Source organism: Ectothiorhodospira variabilis (assembly GCF_022227625.1).
In the GTDB taxonomy this organism is placed as follows: Bacteria; Pseudomonadota; Gammaproteobacteria; order Ectothiorhodospirales; family Ectothiorhodospiraceae; genus Ectothiorhodospira; species Ectothiorhodospira haloalkaliphila.
On sequence record NZ_JAJNAO010000023.1, the window covers coordinates 1 to 26,111 of the forward strand.

Consider the following 26,111-nt stretch of genomic DNA (forward strand, 5'->3'; position numbering starts at 1 on the left):
AAGGGGGAGAAGGGTGTCCTTCCTCAACCCAGGAACAACCGGTACACCGGATTCTCCGTTTCTTCCCAGTGGGTATACCCCAGCTCCTTCAAGAACCGCCGAAACCGCTGCTTGTCCCCGGGCGGGACCTGGATGCCCACCAGCACCCGCCCGTAGGCAGCCCCGTGATTACGGTAGTGGAACAGACTGATGTTCCAGTCCTGCCCCATTTGTGACAGAAAACGCATCAACGCCCCCGGCCGCTCGGGAAACTCGAAGCGGTAGATCATCTCATCTCCCGCATGACCGGCGTGCCCGCCCACCATGTGGCGCAGGTGCACCTTGGCCATCTCGTTGCCGCTCAGATCCTCGATGGGGTAGCCCTTGGCCCGCAGGTCCTCCAGCAGGGCCCGGCCCTCCGGCTCGCCGCCGCTGAGCTGCACCCCCACGAAGATATGGGCCTCGTTCCGGTCCGCATAGCGATAGTTGAACTCGGTGATGCCGCGCTTGCCGATGGCCTCGCAGAAGGCGCGAAAGCTCCCGGGACGCTCGGGAATCGTGGCCGCGAACAAGGCTTCCCGATGCTCACCCAACTCCGCCCGCTCGGTCACATGCCGCAGGCGATCGAAATTGATGTTGGCGCCGCTGAGCACCGCCGCGTAGCGGCCATCACGCACACCCTCACGCTCGATGTATTTCTTGAGCCCTGCCACCGACAGGGCACCGGCCGGCTCGGCCATCACCCGGGTGTCGTCAAAGACATCCTTGGTGGCGGCGCAGATCTCGTCGGTGGTGACCAGGATCACCTCGTCCATGTGCTCCCGGCAGATCCGGTAATTCTCCTTGCCTGCCTGGCGCACGGCCACGCCGTCGGCAAAGATGCCCACCTGATCCAGGATGATGCGCCGTTTCTTCTCCAGGGCATCGTGCATGGAGGGGGCGTCCTCGGGCTCCACACCGATCACCTTGATGTCCGGGCGCAGGGCCTTGATGTACACCGCCATACCCGCCGCCAGGCCACCGCCACCCACGGGAATGAACACCGCGTCCAGGGGGTCGGGGTGCTGGCGCAGCAGTTCCATGGCCACCGTGCCCTGGCCTGCGATCACATCCGGGTCGTCGAAGGGATGGATGAAGGCGTAGCCATGCTTTTCCATCAACTCCTGGGTGAGCTGGTAGGCATCATCGTAGGAATCCCCGTGCAGGATGGTCTCCCCACCCAGGGCGCGCACGGCTTCCACCTTGATGGAGGGCGTGGTCTGGGGCATGACGATCACCGCCTTGATGCCCAACCGTTTCCCCGCCAGCGCCACCCCCTGGGCATGGTTGCCGGCCGAGGCACAGATCACCCCCTTTTCGCGGACTTCCCTGGGGAGGTTGACGATCTTGTGGTAGGCGCCGCGCAGCTTGAAGGAGAAGACCGGTTGCAGGTCTTCCCGCTTGAGCAGAATCTGGTTACCCAGGCGGCGTGTGAGGGTGGGCATGGGGTCCAGCGGCGTTTCGCGCGCCACATCGTAGACCCGGGCTGTGAGGATCTTCTGCAGGTAGGGATAGGACATCCCCTCAAGATACAGCGGGGGGTTCAAGGGCCGCAAGGCGGGCTGGCTTATCCTCCCGTCTCCTGCGTAGAATCCCCTCACAAAACCAGAGGAGAGACCCGAGCATGAGCAATGCCGACCAACTGAAAAAGGCCGCCGCCGAAGCGGCCCTGCAATACGTGGAAGACGACATGATCGTGGGCGTGGGCACCGGTTCCACGGCCAACCACTTCATCGACCTGCTGGCCGGCATGAAGGCCCGCATCGAGGGCACGGTGGCCTCCTCGGAGGTGAGCGCCGAGCGTCTGCGCAAGCACGGCATCCCGGTGATGGACCTCAACAGCGCCGGGCAGCTGCCCCTGTACGTGGACGGCGCCGACGAGGCCACCGAGCACCTGCACCTGATCAAGGGCGGCGGCGGCGCCCTCACCCGGGAAAAGATCGTCGCCGCGGCCAGCGAGAAGTTCGTCTGCATCGCCGACGAATCCAAGCTGGTGGGCATGCTGGGGGCCTTTCCCCTGCCCGTGGAAGTCATCCCCATGGCCCGCAGTTTTGTGGCCCGGGAAATCCTGAAGATGGGCGGTCAGCCGGAACTGCGCCAGGGCTTCACCACCGACAATGGCAACCTGATCCTGGACATCCACAACCTGCACATCGCCAACCCGGTGGAACTGGAGGGTCAGTTGAATCAGATCGCCGGGGTGGTCACCGTGGGGATCTTCGCCAGACGTCCAGCGGATGTGCTGATCCTGAGCGGGAAGGACGGCGTCCGGAGCTTGAGATAAAGGGAGCACACAGCTAGCCCCTCTCCCCCCCGGGGAGAGGGGTTGGGGTGAGGGGACCAAGACATGGCACGCACACTCATCATCCTGGGCATCATCCTGATCGTCGTGGGCCTCGCCTGGCCCTGGATCAGCAAGCTCGGGCTGGGGCGGCTGCCCGGGGACATCATCATCCAGCGGGAGAACTTCAGCTTCTACTTCCCCATCACCACAGCCATCATCGTCAGCGTGCTGCTGTCGGTGGTGCTGTGGTTCTTCAACCGCTAACCTATACCCCCATCCACCCCATGGCGACCGCCAGGGCCAGAAACCAGACGTAGAAGGAAAACACCTTCAACTGCGCCCGATACAGGAAGTAGATCACCAGCTTCAGGGAGATGATCCCCACCACCGCCGCCACCACGAAGCCCACCGCCAGGGGCGCCAGGCCGATGACCACGGGCTCGTCGGCCCGATGGACCTGGATGGCCTGCACCAGCGTGGCGGCGCAGATGGTGGGGATGGCCAGGAAGAAGCTGTACTCCGCCGCCCAGCGTCGCTTGAGGCCGGCGAAGAGGGAGAACATGATGGTCATGGCACTGCGCGACAGCCCCGGCATCAGGGCCAGCCCCTGCGCCAGACCGATGACCCCGGCCACCCGCCAGTTGATGCCCTTGAGGCCCCGCTTGCGCGGCGACAGGCGATCCGTCCACCACAGCAGGATGCCGGTCAGGGTGAGGGTGATGGCGATCATCCAGGGATGGGCGAATATCTGCTCGAAGGCGGCCTTGAAGGCCAGGCCCAGCAGGCCGGTGCAGAGCACCGAGAACATCCCCAGCCAGAACAGGCGCCAGTACAGGGGCACCGGCCCCCGCCCCCCCTGCCCTGCCCACTGCCAGGCCCCGCCCAGGGCCCCCAGAGTGAAGCGCCACAGGCTGGTCCAGAAGACCACGATGATGGACACCAGGGTACCCACATGCACCACCAGGGCGAACAGGATCATCTCCGGGCTGTCCGGTGGCGGCAGGGATTCCCCACGGCCGATGAGCCAGTGTTCCGCCAGCACCATGTGGGCGGTGGAACTGACGGGGAGGAACATGAACACGCCCTGGATGATGCCCAGGAGCACGGCTATCCATAGAGCCATGTGGGATCCTGCTGTCTTGGTTGTTGGTATGAAACTCCCTTCTCCCCTCCGGGGAGAAGGGCCGGGGATGAGGGGCGGCGGCGGGCGTGGTGCCGGGTTTGCCCTCCCCTCCCCTCACCTCACCTCCCCTCACCCCAACCCCTCTCCCCTTAGGGGAGAGGGGCTCTTGGTTTTGGTTACAGAAGCACTTTTTCGATCCCGCCGCTGCGGGCCTTCTGGATGAACTCCTGCTGCCAGCTCTGGCCCATCAGGGCATTGGCCATCTCCACGACGATGTAATCCGTCTCCGTCCCCGTATCCTCACGATAACGGGACAGGCCCTGCTGACAGGCCGGGCAGGCGGTGAGCATCTTCACGTTGCCGCCCACGGCCACCGGCTCACCGCTGAGCTGGGTGACGCCCTTGTGTATCTCCTCCTGCTTGCGGAAACGCACCTGGGTGGCCACGTCCGGGCGACTCACCGCGAAGGTGCCCGCCTCGCCACAGCAGCGATCCGACAGGGTCACGGGCTGGCCCAGAAGGTCGCCGGCCACCTCGGTGGGGGCGTAGGTCTTCATGGGGCTGTGGCAGGGGTCGTGGTAAAGATACTGCACCCCTTCCACACCCTCCAGCTTCACGCCCTTCTCCATCAGGTACTCATGGATGTCCAGCAGACGGCAGCCGGGGAAGATACGCTCGAACTCGTACTTGAGCAACTGATCCATGCAGGTACCGCAGGACACCACCACCGTCTTGATGTCCAGATAGTTCAGGGTGTTGGCCACCCGGTGGAACAGCACCCGATTCTCGGTGGTGATGGCACGCCCTCGGGCCTTGTCACCGGCGGCTTCCTGGGGATAGCCGCAGCACAGGTAACCCGGAGGCAGCACGGTCGGGGCGCCTGTGCGATAGAGCATGGCCAGGGTGGCCAGGCCCACCTGGCTGAACAGCCGCTCGGAGCCGCAGCCGGGGAAATAGAACACCGCCTCACCGTTCTCTTCCACCTGGGCCGGATCGCGGACGATCGCCACCTGGCTCGGGTCTTCCAGGCCCAGCATGGCCCGGGTGGTCTGCTTGGGCAGCCCTGCCGGCAAGGGGTTTTTCACCATGTGGATGACCTGCTCCTGGATGGGCGCCTTGCCGGTGGTGGCCGACGGGCGCTTGTTCCCATTGAGCAACCCGAGGCGACGGAACACCTGATGCCCCATGCGCTGACCGGCAAAGCCCCATTGGGCCAGGGCCTTGCGCATCACCTTCACCGTGGACGGGTCCTTGATGTTCAGGAAGGCCATGGACACCCGGGCCGCCAGGCTGGTCTTGCGCTGACCACGATCCATGAGGATGGCGCGCATCCGGGAGGTGACTTCGCCGAAGTCGATGTCCACCGGGCAGGGCGTGAGGCACTTGTGGCAGACGGTGCAGTGATCCGCCACATCGTTGAGTTCATCGAAATGCCGGAAGGACAGGCCGCGGCGGGTCTGCTCCTCGTACAGAAAGGCCTCGATGATCAGCCCGGTGGCCAGGATCTTGTTGCGCGGCGAATACAGCAGATTGGCCCGGGGCACATGGGTGTTGCACACGGGCTTGCACTTGCCACAGCGCAGGCAGTCCTTGATGTCGTCGTTGAGGTCGCCCAGCTCGCTCTGCTCCAGGATCAGGGCCTCCTCCTGCACCAGCCGTAGCGACGGGGTGTAGGCGGTGGTCAGGCCGGAGCCAGCACGCAGCTTGCCGCGGTTGAAGCGGTCCTGGGGATCGACGCGGCGCTTGTACTCGGCAAAGGCCTCCACATCCTCGGGCTCCAGATACTGCATCTTGGTGAGCCCGATGCCATGCTCACCGGAGATCACACCGCCCAGATGGCGGGCCAGGTCCATCACCTGATCCACGATGCGCTCGGCCTCGTGCATCATGGCGTAGTCGTTGGAGTTGACCGGGATGTTGGTGTGCACGTTGCCGTCGCCGGCGTGCATGTGCAGGGCCACGAACAGGCGACTGGTGAGCACCCGGTCATGGATCTGCTGGATGTTCTGGCGTACCGGGTCCAGATCGCGGCCATCGAAGATCTCGTAGAGTGGATCCTCGATCTCGCGCCGGTAGGAGATCACCAGGCTGCGGCGCAGGATGAGCTGGATCAGTCGATCTCCGGGCCGCAAGTCTTCCCTGGCCTTGTCGTCCAGCAGGACGTCATGTTCGCGGGCATCGGATTCCAGGTGATCCCGGATCGCCTGCCAGCGGTCGCGTACCGCGGTCACCAGGTCTTCGGCGGCGCGACGACGCTTCTCGAACCAGGTGCGGGCCTCGTCGTTGTCCAGTCCCAGTTTATCCACCAGGGCCTTGTGGTCCTTGGCCAGGCAGGCCAGGATCTCCTCGGCCATGCGCAGCTTGTTGGCCATGGATTGCTGGATGTTGATGCGTTCAATCCCCTCGCTGTACTCGCCGAGGCGATCCAGGGGGATGACCACATCCTCGTTGATCTTGAAGGCATTGGTATGGGCAGCGATGGCTGCGGTGCGGGAGCGGTCGGCCCAGAAACGCTGACGGGCCTCGGGGCTGATGGCGATGAAGCCGTCGCCGTTGCGGGCATTGGCCAGGCGCACCATGCGCGACGCGGCCTCGGCCACCGCCTTCTCGTCCTCGGAGGCCAGATCGGCCACCAGCAGCATCTTGGGGCGTTCGCGGCGGGCCCCCTTGGGGGTGTAGCGCACGGCGCGCACATAGCGCTCGTCCAGGTGTTCCAGCCCCGCCAGCTGCACCTTGGGATCGGCCTCCAGGGCATCCTTGATCTCGACGATGGCGGGCACCGCCTCGTGCAGGTCGGTGCCGTAGAACTCCAGGCACACGGTGCGCATATGGGCGGCCATCTGATGGACCACGAACACGGCCGAGGTGATCAGGCCGTCGCAGCCTTCCTTCTGCACCCCGGGCAGGTCCTGCAGACGCTTGTCGGTCACATCCTTGCCCAGCCCCTCCTTGCGGCAGGTCTTGCCGGGGAAGGACAGGATCTGGGGCTCGCCGTCCAGGGTGCGCCCGTCGGCCTGGTAACGGCTCACCCGAAAGGTCACCTCTTCCTGGTCGTGGATCTTGCCCAGGTTGTGATTCAGGCGTTCCACCTCCACCCAGCGAGCATCGGGGGTGACCATGCGCCAGGAGACCAGGTTGTCCAGGGCCGTGCCCCAGAGCACGGCCTTCTTGCCGCCGGCATTCATGGCGATGTTGCCGCCGATGGTGGAGGCATCCTGGGAGGTGGGATCCACGGCGAACACATGGCCGGCGCGGGCGGCGGATTCGGCCACCCGGCGGGTGACCACCCCGGCCTCGGCCCGCACCGTGGCCACCTGCTGATCCACCCCCGGCAGACGCTGGAATTCCACCTCGCCCACGGCATCCAGCTTTTCGGTGTTGATCACCGCAGCGTCATCGGTGAGCGGCACGGCGCCGCCGGTATAGCCGGTGCCACCCCCCCGAGGGATGACGGTGAGTCCCAGCTCCAGGCAGGCAGCGATGATGGCGGCCATCTCCTCTTCGGAGTCGGGATTGATCACCACGAAGGGCAGTTCCACGCGCCAGTCGGTGGCATCGGTCACATGGGACACCCGGGCCAGGCCATCGAACTGAATGTTGTCCTTGCGGGTGTACTTCATCAAGCGCCGGCGCACCCGGGCGCGCAGTTCGCGCTGCGCCGGGAACCAGGCCTCGAACCGGCGCACGGCCTGACGAGCCTCTTCGGCCAAGGCAAGGGCACGCTCATTGCCCTGGGCCCGGGCGATGATCTGATCCACACGATGGTCCATGGCGCCCACCAGATTGCCCAGGCGCTTGCGGTCGGCCATCAGGTCGTCCTGGATGTAGGGATTGCGGGTAACCACCCACATGTCCCCGAGCACTTCGAACAACATGCGGGCGGACACACCAGTGCGGCGCTCGCCGCGCAGTTCATTGAGGACATCCCACATGGGCTGTCCGAGAAAACGAAGGACGATCTCGCGATCGGAATAGGAGGTGTAGTTGTAGGGAATCTCGCGAATGCGGGTGGTTGAGGTCATGGGTGCGGGGAGGGGGATTGCGGAGAGAACTGGGCAGAGTAGCAGGGAGGCGCCGGGCTATACAAGGTGACAACAGGGCGCTGACCAGGAAAGCCCACCCAATTCAATCACTTGCAAAATCACGCTTTCAAACAAAAAAGAGCGCGACAAGGGGAATCCCCTGCCGCGCTCTGAGCGCTTCTAGCACCCCGCCGGCCAGCGGCGGGTGTGCGGGTCGGTTCGGGACCGACTTCTTAGAAGTTGTGGGTCACGCCGACCTGGAAGCCGGAGACGTTTTCGTCAAAGGCAGCCGGGGCAACACCCTTACCCTTGCCGGAACCGTTGAGGCCATAGGTACCGAAATCGTCGTTATTGACTCGAGCGTAAACAGCGTACATGCCGGTACGTCTCGTAAAGTCATAACCCGCACCCAACGCATACATCTTGGCACCATCATCTTCGTCCAAGTCACCAGCGTGGGTGTAAGAGCCCATCAAGTACGCCTGACCCAGCTGATACTTCGCCCCGATGTGGAAGAGATCACGATCATCAAAATCAAGATCGATGTTCTCATACATAGCAGCCAAAGTCAGATCCTGAATTTGGTACGTACCCCCTACCTTCCAAGCTTTGGCATCGTCGTCACCGACAGTTTCATTTAGCTGCTCGTAGGCTACCGTCACGTACATCGGGCCCTGCTCAAAGCTAGCTGCCAAAGAAAACGCATTACGGTCATTGGCCGACGCATTATCGGGGCGATCACGATTCAAATCAGTCGTGTAGGAGCCCATGATTCGGAAGCCATCAAAGTCGGGACTCATGTACACGATGGTGTTATCCAAGCGATTGTAGAAACTATCAGCATTGATAGCACTCAGATCATCGCGCAATTCAGCCGCTTGAGCCTGCGTGAGTAGACCTGCCTCTTCAGCAGCATTTACTTCACTAATCCACACAGCAGTGTTCACCGTCCTACTTGCCACATGATGCATGTCGCCCAGCGTGTCGGCAAAGAAGTTCAAGCGCAGGGTAGACATTTTATAAGGCGTATCATGCTTACCCAGACGCAACTCACCGAAGTCACCAGCCAATCCCAGATAGGTATTTCGAGCCGTCAAGCTGCTGCCGTCGAAGGCGGCGTCATTGTTACCACCCTGCAGGGCGCCTTCAATCTGGTACACGCCGCGCAAACCAGCGAAACCCAGGTCTTCCGAACCACGCACACCCAGACGGGAGGAGTTGGAGGCCAGTTGATGGGAGGAATCCTCACCGTTGTCCACAAAGTCCAGGGATACGTTCAAACGGCCATACAGGGTGGTGTCGGCAGCAGCGGCGGCGGGCACGCCCACGGCGGCGGCGACTGCAAATGCGAGTACGGTTTTTTTCATTGGAATGAGTCCTCTGCAGGGAATTCTTGTGTATTTGTCTGAGCTTGTCAGCCAACTACAACAATGCAGGTGCCGTGCCAAGTGCTAAGTGACTGATTCATGGGCTGCATAATTACAACACTCGCCCAATACCACTGCCGTTAACATGACAATGACATGACATTGCATGTTTGTTGTGTTTTTGATACAGACTCCGTTGGCAGGAGGCCAGGACCCGGAAGACGGTCAGGGCTCGCTTTCGCGGGCCGGGCCCGCTCCCACAGGGCGGGCCCGGACAGGAGGGAGACTCACGGAACCGGGGGACGTCAGTCCACCTCGGAGAGCCGTTGCAGATGTCGGTACAGGGTGCGCTCGCTCACCCCCAGGCGCTGGGCGGCCTCGGCCCGATGGCCGTCACTGGCCTCCAGGGCGGCATGGATGCGTTCCCGGGTAAGGCCGTTGCGGGTGCGGCGGGGCGGCGGGAAAGGCAGGGTATTGCCATCGGCCGCCATGTTGTGTTCCTCACGGGCAGCTGGAGCAGCAGGGCCCTGGCGGGACTGAAAGGCGATGTGTTCGGGTAATACGGGCCCGGAGCCGGCCAGGATGGCGGCGCGGCTGATGATGTTCTTCAGCTCCCGGACATTACCGGGGAACGGATACTCGGTGAGCAGCTCCGCCACCGACCGGGACAGGGGCAACTGGTGAGCACCGCCGGCCTGTTCGAGGAAATGCTCGGCCAGGGCCACGATGTCCTCCCGACGCTCCCGCAGCGGCGGGATGTCCACGGGGAAGGCGGCCAGGCGGTAGTAGAGGTCTTCACGGAATTCGCCCCGGGCCACCATGGCGCCCAGGTCCCGGTGGGTGGCGGCCACCACCCGGGCGTCCACATCGATATAGTCCGTGCCCCCCACGCGGCGGATGCGCGAGGCCTCCAGGGCGCGCAGCAACTTGCTCTGCATGGCCAGGGGCATTTCCCCCACCTCGTCGATGAACAGGGTGCCACCCTGGGCGGCCTCGAACAGACCGATCTTGCGCCGGTCGGCACCAGTGAAGGCCCCCTTCTCGTAGCCGAACAGTTCGGCCTCGATGAGTTGCTCGCCCAGGGCCGAGCAGTCCACCACCACCAGGGGCCCCTCGGCGCGCTCGGAGCAGCGATGCAGGTGTTCGGCCACCCGTTCCTTGCCCACACCGCTCTCCCCCAGCAGCAGGACCGTGGCACTGGTGGGTGCCACCCGCTCCACCACGTGCATGAGCTTGGCCATGGCCGGGGAGCGACCCACCACCCTGGCCGGGTCCGCGGCGGCGGCATGCGTCGGCCCATCCTGCACCTCGATCACGCGCAATCCCAGCAGGGCGCCGGCATCGCCGGCCAGGCGGCTCAGCCTGATCCGCAAGGGGCGGGGCCGGCCCTGATGGTTGCGCGCCTCCACCCGCTGCTCGATTCCTCCCGCCCGCGGGTCGAACGGGATCATCAGGGGGCAGGCATCATCACCGGGACAGGCGCCGGACAGACCAAAGAGCAGTTCCTGGCACCCCTGCCCCATCAGCATGCCACGGGTCTGGGAGAACAGGTCGGCCGCGGCCTGGTTGGCCGCCACCACCCGATGGTCGCCATCCAGGATGAGAAAGGGTTCGGGAATGAGTTCCATCACCTGCTGGCCATCCGGGTGCACCAGTGGCGGCGGTGATTGATGCAGTGAAAACATGTGGCCCGAGGATGCGGGCGGTTTCACGGGTGATGTCATGGGCAGAACGATAGCAACCCGGGGACAGACGGACAACTGGGGAACAGAAAAGGGGACAGACACCTTTTCTTCGGCGCCGCTGCGCGGCGCTCGTCGAACCTTCCAGGTTCAAATCCTGGGGCCTCTCAAACGGATATGCACAAGAAAGGCCCCACGCGGGGGCCTTTCTTGTGCATATGGCTGGGGGACCAGGATTATTCGGCCTTCGGCCTCACCCTTCGGGCCGCCGCGCTGCGCGCGACGTTCGGCGCCGCTACGCGGCGCTCGTCGAACCTTCCAGGTTCAAATCCTGGGGCCTCTCAAACGGATATGCACAAGAAAGGCCCCACGCGGGGGCCTTTCTTGTGCATATGGCTGGGGGACCAGGATTCGAACCTGGGTTGACGGAGTCAGAGTCCGTAGTCCTACCGCTAGACGATCCCCCAAGGGATATGGGTAACGCTACAGGATCGGCGCCTGACAATTCAAGCGCCGATCCCGGGCAGCCAGAGAAACGCTTAGCGCTTGCTGTACTGCGTGGCGCGGCGGGCCTTGCGCAGGCCGACCTTCTTACGCTCCACCTCACGGGCGTCGCGGGTCAGGTAGCCGAATTCGCGCATCTTGCCGCGCAGGTTTTCGTCATACTCCACCAGGGCACGGGCGATGCCCAGACGGATGGCGCCGGCCTGACCGTTGGCGCCGCCGCCGGACACCGTGGCGACCACGTCGAAGCGGTTCAGGTTTTCGGAGACTTCCAGCGGCTGGCGCACCACCATACGGGAGGTTTCGCGGCCGAAGAACTCTTCCAGCGGCTTCTTGTTGACGACGATGTCACCCTTGCCCGGGCGCAGGAAAACACGCGCAGAGGCCTCTTTGCGGCGTCCGGTTCCGTAGTTCTGGGTTGTTGCCATGACTTGACCTGCTCTGTGTGCTGTCCGGCGCCGCGTTGGCGGCGCACTGGGAATTGATTCAGATGTCCAGCGGCTGCGGCTGCTGGGCGGTGTGGCGATGTTCGCTGCCGCCGTAGACCTTCAGCTTCTTGAACATGGCCCGACCCAAAGGGTTCTTGGGCAGCATGCCCTTCACGGCGATCTCGATCAGCCGCTCGGGGTGGGTGTCCCGGATCTGCTGGGCGCTGGCGGACTTCATGTGCCCGACGTAACCCGTGTGATGGTAGTACATCTTGTCGGAGTCTTTGTTGCCGCTCAGGCGCACCTTGGAGGCATTGACAACCACGATGTAGTCACCGGTATCCACGTGGGGGGTGTACTCGGGCTTGTGCTTGCCACGCAGGCGACGAGCCAGTTCGGTGGCGAGCCTGCCCAGGGTCTTGCCGGAGGCGTCCACCACGTACCAATCGCGGTTGACTTCAGCGGGCTTGGCGCTAAAGGTCTTCATTGCCTGAACTCCAGGGTGGTCTTGAATTACGGAAAGCGCGGAAGTTTAGCCATATCCGCAATGGGTTTCAAGCCTCAAACCCAATATGCGATGCGGGTCATGACCTTGGACACCGCTGGCATCATCACTCGCCGCACCGGCCAGGGCAGTTCTGCGCCCCCCAGGGACATGGCCAGTTCGCCGTGATGGGCCTCGTCTATTTTCATCTGTTCGAGCACGGCGCGGGTGGGTGCGTCCTCGACAACGATACGCCCCAGGTGGTCATCCAGGTGACGTACCACCTGCTGCTCGGTCTCATTGACGAAGCCGAGACTCCACTTGTCCCCCGCTGCCCCGGCCAGGGCACCCAGGGTGAAGGAGCCGGCGTACCACAGGGGGTTGAGCACGCTGGTGTGACCGTCCAGCACCCGCAGTCGATTGGCGCACCAGGCCAGGTGGTCGTTCTCCTCCCGGGCGGAGCGTTCCATGCGTTCGCGCACTTCCTCACGACGGGCGGTGAGGGCCTGGCCCTGGTATAGACCCTGAGCAGCCACCTCCCCGGCGTGGTTCACGCGCATCAGGCGGGCCGACAGCGCCCGGGCGTTGTCATCCAGGTCCGGCTCGGGCATGAGCTCGGCCGGGTCGGGCCGTTCGGTGGCCCGGGGGCGACCAAACAGGGTACACAGGGCCTCGTCGCAGGCCGAGAGCAGGCGATCGGTGGGAGAGAGTCGGCGCATGGGCGTGGGCCTCGGGTGGATACCTGACCAGAATACAGGGTGACGGCGTGGCCACTCAAGGTGGGCCAGGTGCTCGCCGCATTCGCGGGCGAGGCCCGCTCCCACAGGGCAGGGCTTCCGGCTCAACCGCTGCTGGTCCGCAGGGCCTGGGAGCGGGCCTGGAGCAGTTCCGCCGGGCCCAGCACCTGGATGGGGAGGCGGCGGCGCTTGAGGCCGGTGACGAAATGAATGGCGCAGCCCACGTTGGCGGTGAGCAGCACATCCGGGGCCAACTGCTCCAGCGCATCCAGCTTTGGCGACAACAGATGATCCGCCATTTTCGGATGCGTGAGCATGTAACTGCCTGCGGCACCACAGCACAGGGCATTCTCCGGCAGGGGCAGCACCTCGACTCCCGGCAGACGACGAGCCAGGGCCTCCAGGGCCTCGTGTTCCTTGAGCACATGGCGCAGCGTGCAGGGGGTGTGCACGGCCACCCGCAGCGGCTCCTGACGGAGTTTCAGCGGCTTGAGGTCTTCTTCTGCCAGCAACACGCACAGGTCGGCCACGCGCCCCATCAGGGCATGATCACCCACCTCGGGGAAGGCATAGACCTCGGACTTGAGCTGCGCCCGGCAGCCGCTGTTGAGGCTGAGCACCGGGCCACCCTGCCCTCCCATGAGAGTCTGATTGCGCCGAGCCAGGTCGGCGGCGGCCTTGGGACGACCCGCATGCTGATCCAGGGCACCGCAACATACCTGATGCTCGGGCACGGACACCCGGTAACCCAGGCATTCCAGCACCTGCCGCGCGGCCTGGACCGCCCGGGCATCCAGGGCCTCTCCCGTGCAGCCGGTGAACAGGGTGATGGCCCGGGCCTTGACCCTGGTGGTCGCCACCGGCAGCTTATCCTGGCCGCCCTGCTTGCCGCTGGCTGCGGTCGACACCCTGGCCGTTGTCGAGGCGGCCGAGGGCTTCCCGGCGTCTCGCCCAGCCGCACCACTTGCGCCCTTGCCATCCTGCTGGGCCTGCCTGGAGGCCTCCTCACGTTTTACGGGAGGCGCACCACCATCCGACCGCCCTGCCCGTTCCGTCTGCGATGATGAAGCATCAGCCTCCAAAGCCGCCGGCTGCTGCGTCGGCTTTGGGGCCGACGGGCTTGGCAGGGAGCGCCCTGATTTTTCGTCCGGCGTTGCATCCGCCCCAGGCGCCGGCAACCGTGGCACCTTGCTCAAGGGCATGGTCCGGAGACCCCGGTTCAGTGGCATGCCCATGAGATAGGAGGCGGCCCGAGCCATTCCGGGGCGGCGCCGGGAGCCCAGCCAGCTGGCCAGCCGCACCAGGCCCAGCATCTGTGCCAAACGGAAAGAACGGGCGGCCACGCGCCGGCTGCCATCATGACGCAGCAGGTAACCCTTCACCGGCCCACGACCGCCTGGAGGAATCAACTCGGCCCGTGCTGCGTCCATCAGCCGCCCAAAGGGCACGAGGGAGGGGCACACTGCCTCACAGGCCCGGCATTGCACGCAACTCTCCAGATGCCGACGCACGGCCGCGTCATCCCGCAGATGCCCCTGCATCAGCCCCTGCATGAGGGTGATCCGACCTCGCGGAGAGTCGCCCTCGTCGAGAGTGGCCAGATAGGTGGGGCAATGGGGCAAACAGAGGCCGCACTTGACGCACAGATCCGTATCCTTGAGAGACGAATACTCCTTCTGTCTCTGCACGTAGGGCACCAGGGAGGATCCGGGTTTCCGCGTGGGTGCCGGCCGGGATCTGCGGAACAGGGCAAGGGGATTCATGCGGTGCTGACTCGGGTTGGGTTTCGGGGAACCGCGACGGGGCGTGAGGAAGACCACGCACCGGATCTGTTAGGGTTTGGCCTCAAACTCATTCACCGAAGGAGCCTTGAAAGTGTGTCGAATGCGGTTGCTTTGCGCCTATTGTAGCAGCGCCTTGATGCTGGCCTCCCCTACCCTTTACGCGGAATGGGGCGGGAACGAGGGCTGGAGCGGGGATGCCGAATTCGGGGCCGTGTTCTCCAGCGGCAATACCGACTCCCAGAACATCAGCGCCCGCAGCCGCCTGCGCTATGAAATACCCTTGTGGCGCCACACCCTGCAGCTGGAGGCCTTCACCGGCTCGGAGGATGGCGCCACCACCCAGGAACGCTATCTGGGTACGTTCCAGACGGATCGCAAGTTGACCGCGCGGGACTACCTGTTCGGCGCGCTCCGTACCGAGAAGGATCGCTTCAGCGGCTACGACTATCAACGCTCCCTGTCAGCAGGCTATGGCCGCCGCGTGGCCGATACCGAACGTTTGCGACTGGACCTGGAGGCCGGCGCCGGTGCGCGACAGGCCCGCCTGGAGGACGGCGATGGCGAGAACGAAACCATCTTCCGGGGCGCCGGCGCCCTGGACTATCGCATCAACTCTGCCCTGCGTTTCACCGAGGATCTGCTGATCCAGGCCGGCGACGACAACACCGAGGTGGAGTCCATCAGCGCCCTGCGCTACCGTTTGAATGACCGCTTTACCGCCCGCTTCGCCCTGACTGTGAAGCATAATACCGATGTGCCCGAGGACCGGGACAAGACTGATACCATCACCTCCATCAGCCTGGTCTACGACCTGTGGAACTGACATGGCCTACTACACACGACACATCTTTTTCTGCACCAACGAGCGCGAGGACGGCAACTGCTGCCAGCACTTTCGCGCCAGCGAACTGCGCAACCACGCCAAGCAGCGGGCCAAGGCCCTGAACATCACCGGCAAGGGCGGCGTGCGCGTGAATGCTGCCGGCTGCCTGGACCGCTGCAACGAGGGGCCCGTGGCTGTGGTCTACCCTGAAGGCGTCTGGTACACGTTTGCCGACGAGCGGGACATCGACGAGATCGTCGATGAGCACCTGCAGCATGGGCGGGTGGTGGAGCGACTCAAGCTCTGAAGACGGCGGCGCGATTGTGCATCGCACCATCCATCCCCACAAGCCTGCCGCTCATCGCCAGAAACGCGGCTAACCTCCTGTAGGGGTTGACATGTGCAGTGCAGCATACGATAGTAGAGCCATACTGTTTCTCGGAGCAATTCCGGGGTTCGGTATACTCCTCCATCCTCCTTTGGTGGTTTTGGCGCGGCTCCTCAAGCCGCGCTTTTTTTTTGGCGTTTGCCCAGGGGCTGCTTGTGTGCCCGCCGCTTTCGCAAGCGGGGCCCGCTCCCACCGGAAAATCACGGCGTTAGCCTTGCCCACCCCACGCCGCGTATAATCCCACCCTTTTTCACACCCTTCTCCAACCGTAGTAGACGCCCATGACCCAAGCCGATTCCCGACCCGTGACCCGCGCGCTGATCAGCGTTTCTGACAAGACGGGGCTGCTGCCCTTTGCCCAGGCCCTGGCCGCACGCGGGGTCGAGATCCTCTCCACGGGTGGAACCGCCCGCCTGCTGGCGGAGGCTGGCGTGCCTGTCAAGGAAGTGTCGGCCCACACCGGCTTCCCCGAGATGATGGCCGGGCGGGTGAAGACCCTGCACCCCAAGATCCACGGGGGCATCCTGGGTCGGCGCGGCGTGGATGATCAGGCCATGCAGGACCATGACATCCCCCCCATCGACCTGGTGGTGGTGAACCTGTACCCCTTCGAGGCGACGGTCGCCAAGCCCGATTGCACCCTGGAAGATGCCATCGAGAACATTGATATCGGTGGGCCCGCCATGGTTCGGGCCGCCGCCAAGAACCATGCTTCCGTGGGCATCGTCGTGGATCCTGCCGACTACGACCGGGTGCTGCAGGCCCTGGAGAGTGGCAACGGCGCCCTGCCCCAGCGCCTGCGCTTCGAACTGGCGGCCAAGGCCTATGCCCATACCGGGCGCTATGATGGCGCCATCGCCAATTATCTGACCACCATGGCCGAGGACGGCAACCGCGAGGCCTTCCCGGGCACCTTCTCGATGCAATTCGAGAAGGCCCTGGACCTGCGTTACGGAGAAAACCCCCACCAGGCCGCCGCATTCTATCGCGAGCATCAGCCCGCCGAGGCCGGCGTGGCCTCGGCCCGGCAGATCCAGGGCAAGGCCTTGTCCTTCAACAATATCGCCGACACCGACGCGGCCCTGGAATGCGTGAAACAGTTTGCCGAGCCGGCCTGCGTGATCGTCAAGCATGCCAATCCCTGCGGCGTGGCAGTGGCCCATGACTGCCTGACGGCCTACGACAAGGCCTTCCAGACCGACCCCACCTCGGCCTTCGGTGGCATCATCGCCTTCAATCGCCCCCTGGACGGCAGCACGGCCAAGGCCATCGTGGAACGTCAGTTCGTGGAGGTGATCATCGCCCCGCAGGTGCTGCCGGAGGCGGCCCAGGCGGTGGCCGGCAAGCCCAATGTACGCCTGCTGGAATGTGGCCAGTGGGATGACAAGGGTGTGCCCGCCTGGGATTTCAAGCGCGTCAATGGCGGCCTGCTGGTCCAGGATCGGGATTTGGGACAGGTCCTGCCCTCGGACCTGCGCCAGGTGTCCGAGCGGGCCCCTACCGTGCAGGAGCAGTCTGATCTGCTGTTCGCCTGGCGAGTGGCCAAGTTCGTCAAGTCCAACGCGATTGTCTATGTGCGCGACGGCCAGACCATCGGCGTGGGCGCCGGGCAGATGAGCCGGGTGTACTCCGCGCGTATCGCCGGCATCAAGGCTGCCGACGAGAATCTGCAGGTAGCCGGATCGGTAATGGCCTCGGACGCCTTCTTCCCCTTCCGCGACGGCATCGACGCCGCCCATGAGGCGGGAATCACCGCGGTGATCCAGCCTGGCGGCTCCATGCGGGACGAGGAGGTCATTGCCGCCGCCAATGAGCACGGGATGACGATGATGTTCACCGGCATGCGCCATTTCCGCCACTAGAATGGGGACAGACCCTTTTTCTTGCTTATTTTGTGGGAAGGGGGACAGACCCCTTTTCCCTCTGACTTTTGGCAACATCAGAGGTGCCGACATTGAACGTCCTGATCATCGGTAATGGCGGCCGTGAACACGCCCTGGCCTGGAAGGTGGCCCAGTCGCAGCGGGTGAAGCGGGTCTTTGTGGCCCCGGGCAATGCGGGGACGGCGCGTGAACCCAAGTGCGAGAACACCCCCATCGATGCCACCGACATCGATGCCCTGCTCGCCTTCGCCCAAAAGCAGAAGATCCAGCTGACCATCGTCGGCCCCGAGGCACCCCTGGTGGCCGGTATCGTGGATGCCTTCCAGGCCGAGGGCCTGCCCATCTTCGGACCCACCCGGGCCTCGGCCCAGCTGGAGGGCTCCAAGGCCTTCTCCAAGGACTTCCTGGCCCGGCATCACATCCCCACCGCCGCCTATGGCAGCTTCACGGACCTGGACGAGGCCCTGGCCTATCTTCGGCAACAGGGCGCCCCCATCGTGGTCAAGGCCGATGGCCTGGCCGCCGGCAAGGGCGTGATCCTGGCCCAGACCCTGGAAGAGGCCGAGGCCGCCGTGCGCGACATGCTGGCGGGCAATGCCTTTGGCGAGGCCGGCAGCCGGGTGGTGATCGAGGAGTTCCTGCAGGGGGAGGAGGCCAGCTTCATCTGCATGGTGGATGGCGAGCACGTGCTTCCCATGGCCAGCTCACAGGATCACAAGGCCCGCGACAACGGCGACAAGGGCCCCAACACCGGCGGCATGGGGGCCTACTCCCCCGCCCCGGTGGTCACTCCTGAGATCCACGATCGCATCATGGAGCAAGTGATCCTGCCCACGGTGCGGGGCATGGCCGCTGAAGGCCACCCCTACACCGGCTTTCTCTATGCCGGCGTGATGATCGACGCCCGGGGCATCCCCAAGGTACTGGAGTTCAACTGCCGCTTTGGCGATCCGGAAACCCAGCCCATCCTCATGCGCCTGCGCTCCGACCTGGTGGACCTGGTGGAAGCGGCCCTGGCACAACGCCTGGATCAGATACAAGCTGATTGGGACCCCCGCGCTGCCCTGGGGGTGGTGCTGGCCGCCGGAGGATATCCCGGTACTTACCGCAAGGGAGATGAGGTCCTGGGGCTGGATGCGGATACGGGCACGGATGCCAAGATCTTTCATGCAGGCACGGCCGAGCAGGATGGCAAGGTGGTCACCCAGGGCGGCCGGGTCCTGTGTGCGGTGGGCCTGGGAGAGCGGGTCAGCGATGCCCAGGCCAGCGCCTATGCCCTGGCAAGGAAACTCTGCTGGTGGGGTGTGTATTACCGCACCGACATCGGTCATCGCGCGGTGGCGCGGGAGGCGGAATAAGGTTATTGCAAGTCGCCGTGCAAGTCCGGAGACTGATAGACAACCAAGACCTACCACCCAGCACGGATACAGGCCTATGAAAAAACTGGATATGGTGCACGACTACGACCCCACGCCGCTGTCCTGCGACAAGGACGCGCTCAAGGAGTCCATCCGCGACGGGCTGATCCACATCGTCGGCAAGGACCCATTGAACGCCACCCGGCGTGACTGGCTGCAGGCCGTCTCGTACGCTGCGCGAGAGCGCATCATCGAACGCCGCATGTACACCAAGCGACTGTTCAACCAGGAACAGGTCAAGCGGGTGTATTACCTCTCCATGGAATACCTCATTGGCCGCATGCTGGTGAACAGCCTGATGAACCTGGGGTTTTACGAAAACTGCAAGGACGCCCTCAAGGAGATGGGCGTGGACCTGCATGAAATCGTGGGCCTGGAGTCGGATGCCGCGCTGGGCAATGGCGGCCTGGGGCGCCTGGCGGCCTGCATCCTGGACTCGCTGGCCACCCAGTGCCTGCCCGGCTATGGCTACGGCATTCGCTATGAGTTCGGCATGTTCCATCAACACCTGGAAGACGGTGAACAGGTGGAGCACCCGGATAACTGGCTGCGCTATGGCAACCCCTGGGAGTTTCCCCGCCCGGAGAAGATCTACCCGGTGCATTTTTACGGCTACGTGGTGGAGCACCGTGAGCGGGGCGTCACCCGGCATCACTGGGAAGATGGCGAGGAGGTCATTGCCATGGCCTACGATCACCCCACTCCCGGTTTCGGCAACAAGAACGTGAACAACCTGCGCCTATGGGCTGCCAAGGCCACCCGGGACTTCGACCTGGATTATTTCAACGAGGGCGACTACATCCGCGCGGTGCAGGAGAAGATCGAATCGGAAACCATTTCCATGGTGCTCTATCCCAACGATGCCACTGCCGTCGGTCGGGAATTACGCCTGAAACAGGAATATTTCTTCGTCTCTGCGTCCATCCAGGACATCCTGGCCCGGCATCTGGAGTTGGGATATTCCCTGGGAGAATTGCCCAACAAGGTGGCCATCCAGCTCAACGACACCCACCCGGCCATCGCCATTGCCGAACTCATGCGCCTGCTGGTGGATCAGCACCACCTGCCCTGGCAGAAGGCCTGGAACATCACCTGTGGTGTGTTCTCATACACCAATCACACCCTGATGCCCGAGGCCCTGGAGACCTGGCCGGTGCACCTCATGGAACGGGTGCTGCCGCGGCACATGCAGATCATCTACGAGATCAATTTCCACTTCCTCAACGAGGTGCGGCACAACTTCCCCGGCGACAACGCCATCGTTCAGCGCCTGTCCATCATTGACGAAAGCAACGGCCGGCAGGTGCGCATGGCCCATCTTGCCGTGGTGGGCAGCCACATGGTGAACGGCGTGGCGGCCCTGCACACGCAGCTGCTCAAGAAGAATCTTTTCCGGGATTTCCACCGCCTGTGGCCAGAGCGTTTCGTGAGCATCACCAATGGCATCACGCCGCGGCTGTGGCTGAACCAGGCCAACCCGGGGCTGCGGGATCTGATCAATGAGCATATCGGCGAAGACTGGTTGATGGACCTCCAGCAACTGAACAAGCTGGAGCCCCTGATCGACAACCCCGGCTTCCGTGAGCGTTTTCAGCAGGTGAAGCGCCGCAACAAGGAACGTCTGGCGGACATGATCAAGGAGGAAATGGGGCTCACGGTCAGCCCGGATGCCATGTTCGATGTACAGATCAAGCGCATCCACGAATACAAGCGACAGTTGCTCAACGTGCTGCACATCATCAGCTACTACAACCGTATTCGGGACGGTCGCGCCGGCGAGCAGGCCCCGCGGGTGAGCATCTTCGCCGGCAAGGCAGCCCCTTCTTATGTGCGTGCCAAGCAGATCATCCATCTGATCAACGATGTGGCGGATGTGGTCAACCACGACCCGATGGTGGCCGGCAAGCAGCAGGTGGCCTTCATCCCCAATTATGATGTGAGCAGCGCCTCGGTGATCATCCCGGCGGCGGACCTTTCCGAGCAGATTTCCACGGCCGGCACCGAGGCCTCGGGCACCGGCAACATGAAGCTGGCGCTCAATGGGGCCATGACCATCGGTACCCTGGACGGCGCCAATATCGAGATCCGTCAGGCGGTGGGCGAGGAGAACATCTTCATTTTCGGCCTGAATGCGGACGAGGTGGATCACCTCAGGGCCGAGGGTTACCGGCCACGGGATTATTATGATTCCAACGAGGAACTGCGCCAGGCCCTGGACATGATCCGTGACGGTTTCTTCTCACCTTCCGAGCCGGGGCGCTACCGGGATCTGGTACAGAATCTTCTGGAGGTGGATACCTTCATGGTGCTGGCGGACTATGAGTCCTACATCCGCGAGCAGGAGCGGGTGGACGAGCTCTACCGGGATCAGGACGCCTGGACACGGCGTGCCATGCTCAACACGGCCCGCATGGGCTACTTCTCCATCGATCGTACGGTGGCGGAGTATGCGGAGAAGGTGTGGGGCATCGTTCCGGAGGGTTGGAACTGATCAGGCCTGTGACAGGGGGCCATCAGGCCCCCGGTTGCCTGAGTTCAGGCATTGGAGTCCCAGCCGGTCAGCTGCGCTTCATCATGTCGAAGAATTCGTTGTTGGTCTTGGTGGACTGCAGGCGGCCCAGGAGGAATTCCATGGACTCGAGTTCGTCCATGGGGTGAAGGAATTTGCGCAGGATCCAGAGCTTTTGCAGCTCTTCCGGATCGGTGAGCAATTCCTCGCGGCGGGTGCCGGAACGGTTGATGTTGATGGCGGGGTAGATGCGCTTTTCGCTGATGCGGCGATCCAGATGCACTTCCATGTTGCCCGTACCCTTGAACTCCTCGTAGATGACCTCGTCCATCTTGGAGCCGGTCTCCACCAGGGCCGTGGCCAGGATGGTAAGGCTGCCGCCCTCCTCGATGTTACGGGCCGCGCCGAAGAAGCGCTTGGGACGATGCAGGGCATTGGCATCCACGCCGCCGGTGAGCACCTTGCCTGACGAGGGCACCACGGTGTTGTAGGCCCGGGCCAGACGGGTGATGGAGTCCAGCAGGATGACCACGTCGCGGCGATGCTCCACCAGACGCTTGGCCTTTTCGATGACCATCTCCGCCACCTGCACATGTCGGCTGGCGGGTTCGTCGAAGGTGGAGGACACCACCTCACCCTGCACCATGCGCGACATCTCGGTCACTTCCTCGGGGCGCTCATCAATGAGCAGCACGATCAGGTAGCACTCGGGATAGTTGGCGGTGATGCTCTGGGCGATATTCTGCAGCATGATGGTCTTGCCCGCCTTGGGGGGCGAGACGATCAGGCCACGCTGGCCCTTGCCGAAGGGGGCGACGATATCGATGATGCGGGCGGTGATGTCTTCCGTGGAGCCGTTGCCTCGTTCCATGCGCATGCGGTGCGAGGCATGCAGGGGCGTGAGGTTTTCGAACAGCACCTTGTTCTTGGCCGCCTCGGGGGCCTCGAAATTGATCTGATCCACCTTGAGCAGCGCAAAGTAGCGCTCACCTTCCTTGGGGGGCCGGATCTTGCCGGAGATGGTATCACCGGTGCGCAGGCTGAAGCGTCGAATCTGGCTGGGGGAGACATAGATATCGTCCGGCCCGGCCAGGTAGGAGCTGTCGGCACTGCGCAGGAACCCGAATCCGTCCTGCAGGATCTCCAGCACCCCGTCACCGAAGATATCTTCTCCGCCCTTGGCATGGGCTTTCAGGATCGAGAAGATGATGTCCTGCTTTCGAGACCTCGCCATGCCTTCGAGGTCCATGGACTGGGCGACTTCCACAAGCTCGGAGGCCGACTTACGCTTGAGTTCGGTGAGGTTCATAAAGGCTTCGCGGGGGGGGAGTGGGCTATCGGTGGTTTTAATCGCGCGGACAGGGCAGAGCCAGCAAAGGTGTGCCTAAGGCGCTTGATCTTGAGGTCGGCTTTGGGGTCGAGAGGCGCGACTGCCAGGACGGCAGGCTGAGTAATCATTATTTTTTTGTGACGTTACCATTAAATCTTCGGGGCGTCCAGCCCGTAATGATTGGACGCCCCGAAGCGGGCCTTAGATGTTCTGATCGATGAAGGCCGTCAGCTGCGACTTGGACAGGGCACCGACCTTGGTGGCCTCCACATTACCTCCCTTGAACAACATCAGGGTAGGGATACCGCGGATACCAAACTTGGGTGGGGTGGCCGGGTTTTCGTCGATGTTGAGCTTGGCCACCTTGAGCTTGCCGTCGTATTCAGCGGCGATCTCGTCGAGGATGGGGGCAATCATCTTGCAGGGACCGCACCACTCCGCCCAATAGTCCACCAGCACCGGCTGATCAGACTTGAGGACATCCTCCTCGAAACTTCCATCCGTGACATAGGTGATGTTTTCACTCACTGCGATTGACCTCCGGTTAGAATGTCTGCGAAGGCAACAGGCGAATTGGCCATGCAGCACCACGCATTGGATCATTGGAGCCGATTCGGCACACCATTTCAAGTCCATACATGATACCGCGAGGAAAGGCCCCAACTCCATGACGGATCAACATGTTTCTGATACGCACTTCGCAAGTTTCGACCTCCCGGACCCGGTTCGCCAGGGTCTGACGGACGCCGGCTTCACCCACTGCACCCCCATTCAAGGCCTGGCCCTGCCCCCGGCACTGGAGGGCAAGGACGTGGCCGGACAGGCCCAGACGGGCACCGGCAAGACGGCGGCCTTCCTGATCACCGTGTTCACCCACCTGCTTCGACACCCGGCCCCGGAGCAGCGCCGACCCAACCAGGTGCGGGCACTGATCCTGGCGCCCACCCGAGAATTGGCCATCCAGATCCACAAGGATGCCATGGTGCTCGGCAGCCATACCGGCCTCACCCTCGGGCTGGCCTACGGCGGCACCGATTACGAGAAGCAGCGCAAGCAACTCTCGGATGGGGTGGACATCCTGATCGGCACCCCGGGGCGCATCATTGATTATTTCAAGCAGAAGGTCTTCGACCTGCGTCAGGCCCAGACACTGGTGCTGGACGAGGCCGATCGCATGTTCGACCTGGGCTTCATCAAGGACGTGCGTTTCCTGCTCAGGCGCATGCCCCCGCCCACCGAACGGCAGTCCATGCTGTTTTCCGCCACCCTGTCCTGGCGCGTGATGGAACTGGCCTACGAACACATGAACAACCCGGCCAAGGTGCAAACCCAGGACGAACAGGTGACCGCCGAGCGGGTCCGTCAGGCCATCTACTACCCGGCCAACGACCAGAAGATTCCGCTGCTGCTGGGCCTGATGCGCAAGCTCGGGCCGGAGCGATCCATGGTGTTCGTGAACACCAAGCATGGCGCCGAGAAGGTCACCGCATGGCTCGAGGGCAACAACATCCGTGTGGCCCTGCTCTCCGGAGATGTGCCACAGCGCAAGCGTCAGAGCCTGCTGGCGAAGTTTGAGCAAAGCGAGTATCAGGTCCTGGTAGCCACCGATGTGGCGGCCCGTGGCCTGCACATCCCGGATGTCTCCCATGTGTTCAATTTTGATTTGCCCCAGTCCGGGGAGGACTATGTGCATCGCATCGGTCGCACGGGACGCGCCGGCGCCGAGGGCGACGCCATCAGCTTTGCCTGCGAGGACTTCGCCTTTCATCTGCCGGAGATCGAGGAATACATCGGCTTCAAAATCGACTCGGAGATGACCGACCACGCCATCCTGGCCACGGACCTGGAACCCCCTAAAAGGCGACAGCGAAAGCCTTCATCCGGTCCGCCACGGGGGCGTTCCGGTGGTCGCTCCGGTTCCTCCAGCGGCCCGGGCAAACAGCCCCGCGCCCGGCAGCGTTCAGACCAGGAGTCCACGGCCGGATCACAGGCAGCCAAACCCCAGGGTGAACCGTCCGGGGAAGACAATGGCAAGCCCCCCCGCCGTCGCCGTCGGCGCAAACCCCGCCAGGAGGGGCCGGCAACACCTTCCTGACACCACGGCGGCCTGAAGGGGGCGTCTCACCTTACCGAGAAACACTCCAGCCATTCTCCCCCTTGGGGGAGAATGGCTGGGGATGAGGGGGTGGGGCAGGCACTGTGCCGGTGCTCGCCCCTCACCCCAACCCCTCTCCCCACAGGGGAGAGGGGCTTTTCACTTTCATCATCGGGGTGACTCACAACCGTGATGCATGAGCGTCAGGTATGCTGCCGCCCATGGTAGAGCATGACCGCGTGTCGGGCCTCGGCGAAGAACAGCCAGCGTTCCAGGCCGATGCCGGCCAGGGCGGAGATCAGGGCCAGGGTGAGCCAGTGTGCCGGGGCGCCGGACAGCACCCAGGCCAGCAACAGGATGGGCAGGGCGAACCCCAGGGCGAACACGCCCAAGCGGGCGCGCTGGATCACCTGCCGGCCCGGGTCGAAACCGAATTCACGGGTCAGGAAGGTGCCGGCGGTGTGGCCCGGATCCAGGATGCGCACCGGGGCGCGGGTGAAGCCGGTGGCAGTATTGATGGTGGGGCCGGTCACCTCGCGGATCCACAGGAAGTAGATGCCCTTCATGATCGCCGCCAGCACCAGCAGAGCGATGGCAATGCCGCCCAGCAAGGGATCGTCGCCGACGAACCAGCCATGGATGGCCACCAGGGCCAAGCCCCCCAGGGCCAGGCCCAGCAGCAGGTAATTGGCCGGGGTGAGAGCCGTGTGCCATTGGCGGATGGTCTTGAGGCTTGCGTAGATCATGCCGGTGGAGAAGACGGTCAGCCCTGCCAGCAGCACGGCGATCACGCCCATGATCATGCCCGCCTGCCCCACATCACCACCGGTGGCGCGAACCTCCCAGGCATACCACAGGGCAAAGGGATAAAAGGCCACGGCCAGCACCGCCTCCCGGGAGAGCCAGGAAGTGCGCACCCGCATGAACGCCCGCCAGGCATTGCGGGGGTTGTGCAGATGCAGACTGGATGACAAGAGCCCGATGGTGATCAGCACCAGGGCCACGGCCAGTTGCGTTTGCAGCTCACCGCTGGAGGCGTCGGGGTAGCTGCCGGTCAGGTGCAGCACGGCCACCAGCATGAACAGGCCATAGCCGGCCCCGGAGAGCACGGTGAAGAAGATCACGGAAAGGGCTGGGTGCATGGGGTGTCATCCTGTTGGTTGCTCTGGTCTGCTCCCGGGTCGAAGGGCAGCGTGCCGGCCGCCCCCTCATCCCCGGCCCTTCTCCCCGGA

At 63.7% G+C, this 26,111-nt stretch carries 20 protein-coding genes, 1 tRNA gene and 1 other RNA gene; 8 read left to right on the forward strand and 14 right to left on the reverse strand.

The window, feature by feature from the left end; genetic code table 11:
* Nucleotides 1-23: 23 nt before the first annotated feature.
* A complete protein-coding gene (gene ilvA, locus LPW30_RS14675; RefSeq protein ID WP_026623703.1) occupies nt 24-1,538 on the reverse strand; it encodes a threonine ammonia-lyase, biosynthetic in 1,515 nt (504 codons plus the stop codon).
* Between the two features lie 104 nt (nt 1,539-1,642).
* Between ilvA and rpiA the strand changes: the two genes are divergently transcribed.
* Complete coding sequence (rpiA, locus tag LPW30_RS14680; RefSeq protein ID WP_239681228.1) at nt 1,643-2,302, forward strand: ribose-5-phosphate isomerase RpiA; 660 nt, start codon at nt 1,643-1,645, stop codon at nt 2,300-2,302.
* Between the two features lie 63 nt (nt 2,303-2,365).
* The gene (locus tag LPW30_RS14685) at nt 2,366-2,566 is read left to right on the forward strand and encodes a DUF2905 domain-containing protein (protein ID WP_025282570.1); all 201 of its coding nucleotides are present in this window, start codon (nt 2,366-2,368) and stop codon (nt 2,564-2,566) included.
* A 1-nt stretch (nt 2,567) separates the two neighbouring features.
* On the opposite strand, the gene LPW30_RS14690 is transcribed toward LPW30_RS14685, so the two are convergent.
* The 10 genes from LPW30_RS14690 to LPW30_RS14735 form a co-directional block, all read right to left on the reverse strand.
* Nucleotides 2,568-3,425, reverse strand: coding sequence for an undecaprenyl-diphosphate phosphatase (locus LPW30_RS14690; protein WP_239681229.1), 858 nt, complete (start codon nt 3,423-3,425; stop codon nt 2,568-2,570).
* A gap of 176 nt (nt 3,426-3,601) precedes the next feature.
* On the reverse strand, nt 3,602-7,447 hold the full coding sequence (locus LPW30_RS14695) for a DUF3683 domain-containing protein (RefSeq protein ID WP_239681230.1): 3,846 nt from the start codon (nt 7,445-7,447) through the stop codon (nt 3,602-3,604).
* Nucleotides 7,448-7,680: 233 nt separating this feature from the next.
* Entirely contained in the window at nt 7,681-8,814 is a 1,134-nt protein-coding gene (locus LPW30_RS14700; RefSeq protein WP_239681231.1) for a porin, read from the reverse strand.
* 305 nt (nt 8,815-9,119) lie between these two features.
* Nucleotides 9,120-10,526 carry a sigma-54 interaction domain-containing protein gene (locus LPW30_RS14705; RefSeq protein WP_239681232.1) on the reverse strand — a complete coding sequence of 469 codons (1,407 nt, stop codon included), beginning with the start codon at nt 10,524-10,526 and terminating at the stop codon, nt 9,120-9,122.
* A gap of 189 nt (nt 10,527-10,715) precedes the next feature.
* Nucleotides 10,716-10,848: non-coding RNA, RtT sRNA (locus tag LPW30_RS14710), on the reverse strand.
* 41 nt (nt 10,849-10,889) lie between these two features.
* Nucleotides 10,890-10,963, reverse strand: a tRNA-Gln gene (locus LPW30_RS14715).
* Between the two features lie 72 nt (nt 10,964-11,035).
* Entirely contained in the window at nt 11,036-11,428 is a 393-nt protein-coding gene (rpsI, locus tag LPW30_RS14720; protein ID WP_025280424.1) for a 30S ribosomal protein S9, read from the reverse strand.
* 58 nt (nt 11,429-11,486) lie between these two features.
* Entirely contained in the window at nt 11,487-11,915 is a 429-nt protein-coding gene (gene rplM / locus LPW30_RS14725; protein WP_025280423.1) for a 50S ribosomal protein L13, read from the reverse strand.
* A gap of 74 nt (nt 11,916-11,989) precedes the next feature.
* Entirely contained in the window at nt 11,990-12,631 is a 642-nt protein-coding gene (gene coq7, locus LPW30_RS14730) for a 2-polyprenyl-3-methyl-6-methoxy-1,4-benzoquinone monooxygenase (RefSeq protein ID WP_238624086.1), read from the reverse strand.
* Nucleotides 12,632-12,753: 122 nt separating this feature from the next.
* Nucleotides 12,754-14,337 carry a (Fe-S)-binding protein gene (locus tag LPW30_RS14735; protein WP_238624085.1) on the reverse strand — a complete coding sequence of 528 codons (1,584 nt, stop codon included), beginning with the start codon at nt 14,335-14,337 and terminating at the stop codon, nt 12,754-12,756.
* Between the two features lie 232 nt (nt 14,338-14,569).
* Between LPW30_RS14735 and LPW30_RS14740 the strand changes: the two genes are divergently transcribed.
* From LPW30_RS14740 to LPW30_RS14760, 5 genes are all read left to right on the forward strand, one after another.
* The gene (locus tag LPW30_RS14740) at nt 14,570-15,256 is read left to right on the forward strand and encodes a DUF481 domain-containing protein (protein ID WP_238624084.1); all 687 of its coding nucleotides are present in this window, start codon (nt 14,570-14,572) and stop codon (nt 15,254-15,256) included.
* Between the two features lies 1 nt (nt 15,257).
* Complete coding sequence (locus LPW30_RS14745; protein ID WP_025280419.1) at nt 15,258-15,563, forward strand: (2Fe-2S) ferredoxin domain-containing protein; 306 nt, start codon at nt 15,258-15,260, stop codon at nt 15,561-15,563.
* 362 nt (nt 15,564-15,925) lie between these two features.
* Entirely contained in the window at nt 15,926-17,506 is a 1,581-nt protein-coding gene (purH, locus tag LPW30_RS14750; RefSeq protein ID WP_239681233.1) for a bifunctional phosphoribosylaminoimidazolecarboxamide formyltransferase/IMP cyclohydrolase, read from the forward strand.
* A 92-nt stretch (nt 17,507-17,598) separates the two neighbouring features.
* Nucleotides 17,599-18,885, forward strand: coding sequence for a phosphoribosylamine--glycine ligase (gene purD, locus LPW30_RS14755; RefSeq protein ID WP_239681234.1), 1,287 nt, complete (start codon nt 17,599-17,601; stop codon nt 18,883-18,885).
* Between the two features lie 76 nt (nt 18,886-18,961).
* A complete protein-coding gene (locus LPW30_RS14760) occupies nt 18,962-21,436 on the forward strand; it encodes a glycogen/starch/alpha-glucan phosphorylase (protein ID WP_174411993.1) in 2,475 nt (824 codons plus the stop codon).
* Nucleotides 21,437-21,503: 67 nt separating this feature from the next.
* Here LPW30_RS14760 and rho read toward each other — a convergent pair whose 3' ends face one another.
* Together rho and trxA are read right to left on the reverse strand one after the other, a co-directional pair.
* On the reverse strand, nt 21,504-22,763 hold the full coding sequence (gene rho / locus LPW30_RS14765) for a transcription termination factor Rho (RefSeq protein ID WP_238624080.1): 1,260 nt from the start codon (nt 22,761-22,763) through the stop codon (nt 21,504-21,506).
* 222 nt (nt 22,764-22,985) lie between these two features.
* The gene (trxA, locus tag LPW30_RS14770; protein ID WP_025280414.1) at nt 22,986-23,312 is read right to left on the reverse strand and encodes a thioredoxin TrxA; all 327 of its coding nucleotides are present in this window, start codon (nt 23,310-23,312) and stop codon (nt 22,986-22,988) included.
* A 139-nt stretch (nt 23,313-23,451) separates the two neighbouring features.
* Here trxA and rhlB point away from each other — a divergent pair, with 139 nt between their 5' ends.
* On the forward strand, nt 23,452-24,879 hold the full coding sequence (gene rhlB / locus LPW30_RS14775; RefSeq protein WP_239681235.1) for an ATP-dependent RNA helicase RhlB: 1,428 nt from the start codon (nt 23,452-23,454) through the stop codon (nt 24,877-24,879).
* A 203-nt stretch (nt 24,880-25,082) separates the two neighbouring features.
* Here the strand turns inward: rhlB and LPW30_RS14780 are convergent, their stop codons facing one another.
* Nucleotides 25,083-26,021 carry a dimethyl sulfoxide reductase anchor subunit family protein gene (locus LPW30_RS14780; protein WP_025280412.1) on the reverse strand — a complete coding sequence of 313 codons (939 nt, stop codon included), beginning with the start codon at nt 26,019-26,021 and terminating at the stop codon, nt 25,083-25,085.
* Between the last annotated feature and the right edge of the window lie 90 nt (nt 26,022-26,111).